Annotated in this window: 5 protein-coding genes; 1 reads left to right on the top strand and 4 read right to left on the bottom strand. The window is 64.3% G+C overall.

Annotated features, from left to right (window positions below; all coding sequences use genetic code 11):
- Positions 1-722: gluconate 2-dehydrogenase subunit 3 family protein (locus tag AC5JJ6_RS35675; RefSeq protein WP_496046587.1), on the bottom strand; the 722-nt coding region annotated here is incomplete at its 3' end.
- Positions 723-780: 58 nt separating this feature from the next.
- Complete coding sequence (locus AC5JJ6_RS35670; protein WP_496046586.1) at positions 781-2721, bottom strand: methyl-accepting chemotaxis protein; 1941 nt, start codon at positions 2719-2721, stop codon at positions 781-783.
- 298 nt (positions 2722-3019) lie between these two features.
- Between AC5JJ6_RS35670 and AC5JJ6_RS35665 the strand changes: the two genes are divergently transcribed.
- Positions 3020-3661 carry an NUDIX hydrolase gene (locus AC5JJ6_RS35665; RefSeq protein WP_496046585.1) on the top strand — a complete coding sequence of 214 codons (642 nt, stop codon included), beginning with the start codon at positions 3020-3022 and terminating at the stop codon, positions 3659-3661.
- Positions 3662-3820: 159 nt separating this feature from the next.
- Here the strand turns inward: AC5JJ6_RS35665 and AC5JJ6_RS35660 are convergent, their stop codons facing one another.
- Entirely contained in the window at positions 3821-4828 is a 1008-nt protein-coding gene (locus tag AC5JJ6_RS35660) for a purine-nucleoside phosphorylase (protein WP_496046584.1), read from the bottom strand.
- A gap of 184 nt (positions 4829-5012) precedes the next feature.
- A partial coding sequence (locus tag AC5JJ6_RS35655) for a methyl-accepting chemotaxis protein (protein ID WP_496046583.1) occupies positions 5013-6501 on the bottom strand: 1489 nt, incomplete at its 5' end.

The following is a 6501-nucleotide window of genomic DNA, read 5'->3' as shown; positions in this document are numbered from 1 at the left end:
ACCTCGTAGCGCTTGCCCCGGAAGGCATCCATCTTGTCGGCATATGTCGCGGGCAGGCCGGGGTAGCCGATCATCCGCCACGACGCCATGTTGCGGTTGCCGCCGTACATCGGGTCGGCGAAGAAGCCTTCCATCACCATGGCAAGCAGAGCGTTGAAGAACGGGCGTGACCCGATCGAGGCGAACTCCGCCTTGCCGGCTTCCATCGTCTTCAGCGCCTCGGCGATCTTGGCGGGCTCCAGTCCGTCGAGCGGCTTGCCGTGCGTCGCCCTGGTCCAGTCGTTGGCCGCCTTGATGCCGGCGCGGAAGTACTCCAGCGGCGTCAGCGGCGACTGTTCGCCAAAGCCGGGGACCGCAGTGTGGAACGGTCCCGCCCGGTACATCCTGGCCCCTGCCCCATAGGCGCCCGCCAGCTGGCGGTCGATATAGGTCACGACGCCGCATTCCGAACCCGACGGCGACAGGTCGTCCGCCGGGATCATCGCATCGGCCGCCGCCGCGACGAAGGCGGCTTCGGTGGCGGTCAGGACCTGCATCGGTTCCGGGATGTATTCCGGAGTTTCCGCTTCAACGGTTTTCGTTTCCGGCTTGGCTTCCGGGGACGTTTCCTGCGGCTGGGCCGCCGCGAGGTCGGGGGCGCCGAAGGCTCCGGCCACCGTCACGGCAGCGGTTCCGGTCGCGGCGCCGATCAGAAACCGGCGCCGGGGTAATGCTTCAGTCATCTGCTTAAGTGATCCCTCGGGTATTGAAATCGAAGTTGAGCCGGTAAGCCGGCTCCGATCAGGCGACGCGGATCGTGGCCAGGAACTGCAAGGCTTCGTTCCGCAGCCGCGCCGATTGGGTGGCGAGACCATCGGCCGAGGCGAGCACCTGGGCCGCTGCGCTGCCGGTTTCGTTGGCGGCCGCCGTGACCGATCCGATGGTAGCCGAGACCTCCTGTGTCCCGAGCGATGCCTGCTGGACGTTGCGGGCGATCTCCTGGGTCGCGGCGCCCTGCTCCTCGACTGCGCTGGAAACCGACGCGGTGATCCCGCTCAGTTCCTCGATCCGGGTGGAAATGCCGCGCACCGCCTCGGCCGCCTTGGCGGTTTCCGACTGGATCTCGCTGACCTGGGACTGGATGTCCTCGGTCGCCCGCGAAGTCTGGGTCGCCAGCTGCTTGACTTCCGACGCGACGACGGCGAAGCCCTTGCCGGCCTCTCCCGCCCGCGCCGCCTCGATCGTGGCGTTCAGCGCCAGCAGGTTGGTCTGGGACGCGATCTGCTGGATCATCTGCACGATCTCGCCGATCCGCTGGGCCGAGGTGGTCAGGCCGGCGACGATGCTGTCGGTCCGCTTGCCTTCCTCGCTGACGCGGATCGCGACCTGCGACGCATCGGCAGTCCGCCGCGCGATCTCGCTGATGGAAGCGGAAAGCTCCTCGGCGGCGGTCGCCACCGTCTGCACGTTGCTCGAGGTCTGCTCGGACGCCGACCCGACCGCCAAAGTCTGGCGCTGGGTTTCCTCGGCGGTGACCGACATCGACTGGGCAGCACCCCGCATGTCGTCGGCCGATGCGGACACCGCGTCGATCACGTGGCGCACGCTCGCCTCGAAACGGTCGGCCAGCTCGTTCATGCCGCGCTTGCGATCGGCTTCGGCGGCGGTGCGGCTGGCTTCCTGCTGGGTGCGCAGGGCCTCCGCCTCGATCATCATGTCCTTGAAGACGGCGACCGCGTCAGCCATCGAGCCAAGCTCGTCCCGGCGGTCGCGTCCGGGGATCGCGACATCCGTCTCACCCTGCGCCAGCCGCCCCATGGTCCCGCGCAGCCGGTCCAGCGGACGCGACAGCCCGCGGCCGACCAGCAGCGCCACCAGGACGGAGCCCAGCAGGACGACGCCGGTCGCGGTCATCAGGTACCAGAACGTCCCGGTTTCGACGGCGGTGAAGCTGGATATGTTCTTGACCAGTTCGATGATGGCGACCGGCTCGCCGGCGAAGTTCTTCAGCTGGCCGAGATAAAGGGCAACTGGATGGCCTTCCAGCTCGGTCCGGCGCAGCACAGTCGTCCCGTCGAGCGCCAGTTTCATTTCTTCCATCGTCGCCAGCGATTTTTCGCTCAGGCTGGAGCCCAGTGTCTTGAACTGGTCGTCCTGCAAGCGGTGGACGGCGAAATCGACGTTGAACTGGGTCTTGATCCGGTCGACGAAGGACTTGCCGAAGGTGATGCCGATGTCGATGGCACCGACGAAGCGGCCGTCGCGCATGATGGGGGCGACGCTGTAGACGCCCAGGTTGTCGCGCCCCGGCTCGATGCCGGTAACGCCCTTGCCCGACTGGTTGACCAGCGCCACCGTGCGCCGGCGCTGGGAAACGTCGTCGCCGAACGACTTCGGCTCATGCACGCGGTAGGTCGTGATGCCCGGCGGCTTGGTAAAGGACCAGGGACCGACGCCCAAGGCCTTGGCCGAGGCCTGGGCCTGGGTCAGCAGCCCGCCCAGCGCCGCCCGGTCTTCGCGGTCCAGCGCGTCCTGAACGCCCGGCAGGCCGCCGACCACGGCGGCGACGCTGGCCGCCGTCCGTCCTTCGTATTCGAAAGCAGCCAGAACGCCGTCATACTGAAGCTTCATTTCGCGGTCGAGCGCCAGACCGGTGATCTCGTTCTGCTTGGTCATTGCGACGACGCATAGCGCACCGGAGGCGACCGCCGCCGTTGCCGAAATGGCGACAACCAGCCGCATGGAAATTGAACGAATTTGAATCATGCTTATGACTTTCGACAGGCATGGTCTCAGACTTGCTTCCAATGAAATGACGGATTTTAGCAAATGCTGAAACGCTCAGACCAAAGTCATAAGGCAATTCATTACTTTAAATCCGCACTTCAACGAGCGCGGACTGAGTTTCAGCACAAACAAATTGCCGAAAAGATAACGAATGAAACAATTTGAGACATTTGGTGGTATAGGTCGTGCTGGTCCAGTATGTATCGTTACTTTGATACCGGGCATCCCGGACGCTGAATTTGAGGAGGCCGGCATGGAGCCTGACTGGTTGGTATGGGCACGACGAATCCAGGCATTGGCTCAAACCGGGCTGGCCTTTACGAAGGACGGCTACGACCGCGAACGCTACGCATCCCTGACCGCATTGGCGGCGGAAATGATGGCGGCGCGTTCAGCCGGCGATCCTGCCCGGATCGAAGACCTCTTCGCCGGGCAGACCGGCTATGCCACGCCAAAGGTCGATGTGCGCGGTGCGGTGTTCGACGGCGACGGGCGCATCCTCCTGGTGCGCGAGGCGGCCGATAACGGGCGCTGGACGCTTCCCGGCGGCTGGGCCGACGTCAACCAGAGCCCGAGCGAATGCGTGGCGCGGGAGGTTCTGGAAGAAGCCGGTTTGGAAGTCCGGGTACGGAAACTCGCCTGCGTCTACGACCGGGCGCGCCATGCCCTTCTGCCGCATTATCCGTTCCACATCTACAAGATGTTCTTCATCTGCGAACCGGCCGGCGCTCCGGAACTTGCGCGGGGCGACGGCTTCGAAACCACCGCCGCCCAATTCTTCGCGCAAGCCGACGTGCCGGAAACTGAACTCTCGATCGGCCGCGTGCTGCCCTGGCAGATCACGCGCCTGTTCCAGCACCTCCGCGACCCAGCTCTGCCGACCGACTTCGACTGAAAGGGGTGGCAAAAGCAATTCCGACAAGTATTGATCTCTGCTTTTCTTCCCTTCGTAGGTCGGTCTAGAGCGAAGCGGCAGCCGACATAGACGCGCCTGCTTGTCGGCTGCCGCTTCGCTCTAGACCGACCTACGGCGCCAACACCTTTTCTTTATAAATTACTTCGCCAGCGCCGGCACCCCGTCCCGCCACGTGTCCCACTGGCTCACGATATGGTCCGCCATCCTCGACCCCACGGCCGCGACGTTCTCGACCGTTTCGGCGAAGCCGCCGGCGGTCTGGCCCGGCGCCGGGTCCAGGTGCTGAAGCGTGGTTTCGCCCGTACTGCCCTGGTCGTAGTTCACCGCACCCCGCAGGCTCATGACGCGGTCGTCGCCGTGCAGGCGCTTGATGACCAGCGTGATCGCGGCGGCTTCCATCTCGGTGATCACGTAGTCGTCGGCGCCGTAGAGCTTGGCGATGTACTGCGCCTGCTCCGACATGCCGGGACCGTGGAAGAAGGTGTCGCCCGTCATGTGTGTCCCGGTGCCGACGAAGGGAGCACGGCGGGCCGCGTCCTGCGGGTAGCGCTGGCGATAGGCCCGTGCCGCGTCCGAATCCTTCAGGGGAGTGTCTGCCGTCAGCCGCATCGCCCAGGCCACCAGATCGGGGTTCAAGCGGAACAGGCGTACGGATTCGTAGCCCTTGCGCGGCATGAAGGTCGGTGCGCCCGGCTCGCCTTCTTCCGGAGCCCAGCGGTGGCCCAGGTCGTAGTCCACCAGCCAGCTTCCCCAGTTGACCTCGCCGATGGTGCCGCGCGCCGGCGGCGTCCCGGCTACTCCCGAAATGATGAAATAAGCTTGCGAAAAATCAAGATTGGGGTCGAGCAGGATCGCCTGCATCGAGGCCGACGAACTGACCTTGCCCATGCCGAGCACGGAGCCGCAGACCCCGTCGGCGTCGCAGTAGACCGGATTGAGAGCGCCCTTCACCGTGACCGGGTCGCTGTCCTTCCAGTAGCGCTCGTACCAGTGCTGGAACTCCCCTGCCCTGTCGCCGGTATTCTTGCCGATCTCGAACATGGATGCTGCGAAGACCTTGACCTTGACCGGCTCAGCCGCCGTCGCCAGTCCGGGGTAAAAAGAAACAAGGGAAACTGCACTCAGGTATAAGGCTTTGATCGACATCCGGGAGCTCCGCCAAAAAGAAAACGGGGACACTACAGCAAAGCCTGGAGTGGCTGCCCTAACCCTTTCGGCGAAAAATGGCAGTTGGTTACCAATATGTTCATCGAAATCCAAAGACGGAGGGCTTCCGCCTTTGGATATTCAGCCGAGTGGCCTGATCGACAATACCTGCCTGCGCCTTGTGTCAGGCAGCCCGAATACCGGCCAGGAAGCGCTCGACCTCGGTGCGCAGCATCTCCGCCTGCTGGGAAAGTTCACCGGCGGCGCCAAGCACCTGGGTCGCGGCGGAACCGGTTTGAGCCGAGGCCTCCATGACTTGGCCGACGTTCAGAGAAACCTCCTGCGTGCCGGCGGCGGCCTGGGCGACGTTGCGCGAGATCTCGGCCGTGGCGGCGTTCTGCTCCTCGACCGCTGCCGCAATGGTGGTCGTGATCTCGTTCATCTGCCGGATCGTGCCGCCGATGTCGCGGATGGCGCCGACGGCGCTGCCGGTTTCGGTCTGGATCGAGGCGATCTGCGACGTGATCTCCTCGGTCGCCTTCGCCGTCTGGTTCGCCAGGCTCTTGACTTCTGACGCCACCACGGCAAAGCCCTTGCCGTGCTCACCGGCGCGGGCCGCCTCGATGGTGGCGTTGAGCGCCAGCAGGTTGGTCTGCCCGGCGATGGACTGGATCAGCCCGACGACATCGTTGATCTTCTGTGCCGCCTGGGCCAGACCCTGGACCGTGCTGTCCGTCTTCTCGGCCTGATCGACCGCATCGTTGGCGATGCCGGTCGAACGGCTGACCTGACGCGAGATTTCCTGCAAGGAGCCGGTCATCTCCTCGGCCGCCGACGCTACCGTCTGCACGTTGGCCGAGGTCTGCTCGGCGGCGGTCGCCGACGCGGTGGCCTGCCGGCTGGTTTCTTCGGCGGTCGCCGCCATGCCTTGGGCGGTGCTGTCCAGTTCGGTCGCGGCGGCGCTCACGGTTCGCAAGATGCCCGTGACGTTACTATCGAACCCAGCGATCAACTCGTCAACCGTACGGGCGCGGGCTTCCTTGCGCTCTTGTTCCTCCCGCTGCTCCCTGGCCAATCGGCGCGCGGCTTGCGCGTTCTGCTTGAAGACATCGACGGCAGCCGCCATCGCACCGACCTCGTCCTTGCGGCCGACACCGGGAATGACCAGATCCAGATCGCCTGCGGCAAGGCGGCGCATGGCTTCGGTCATCTGGAGGACCGGCTGCGCGATTGCCCGGCCGATGAGTACGCTCAGGGTGGTTCCTGTCACGAGGCCGATGATCGACAGGATCAGAACAAGGCTCTCGGTCGAGTCGATCAATACGCCGGCTTCAGCTTGGATCCGATGCTTGTCCTCTACGGCGCTATCGCGGATGGCACGAAGGTCCGTTGAAACCGCCGATCCAAGTTGGAGCATTTCGCGGTTTACTGTGGTCTCAACTTTATGGTTGAGTTCCGCAGCCCGCTTAAACCCTTCATGATAGGCGACGGCCAGTTCAATGAGGCCTACGATATCTCCATGATAGGAACGACCTTTGGTGACGGTGCGCAGCGTCTCCAGTCCGTTGTCAAGATCGGCAAAATGCTGCTCCGCAGTCTTTGCCAGTTCCTCATCGTCCCGGCCGAGCATCTTGTTCGCATATAGACGGGCCAGCAGCAGGTTTTCCATCGTT

The organism is Skermanella sp. (assembly GCF_059503625.1).
Note: the sequence above shows the minus strand (reverse complement) of the source record. Positions and strands in the feature narration are given on the sequence as shown.

Excerpts from the sequence above, each read along its gene's own strand:
- AC5JJ6_RS35660 (WP_496046584.1), bottom strand. The coding sequence starts at position 4,828 with ATGTCGATCAAAGCCTTATACCTGAGTGCAGTTTCCCTTGTTTCTTTT.
- AC5JJ6_RS35665 (WP_496046585.1), top strand. The coding sequence starts at position 3,020 with ATGGAGCCTGACTGGTTGGTATGGGCACGACGAATCCAGGCATTGGCT.
- AC5JJ6_RS35670 (WP_496046586.1), bottom strand. The coding sequence starts at position 2,721 with ATGCGGCTGGTTGTCGCCATTTCGGCAACGGCGGCGGTCGCCTCCGGT.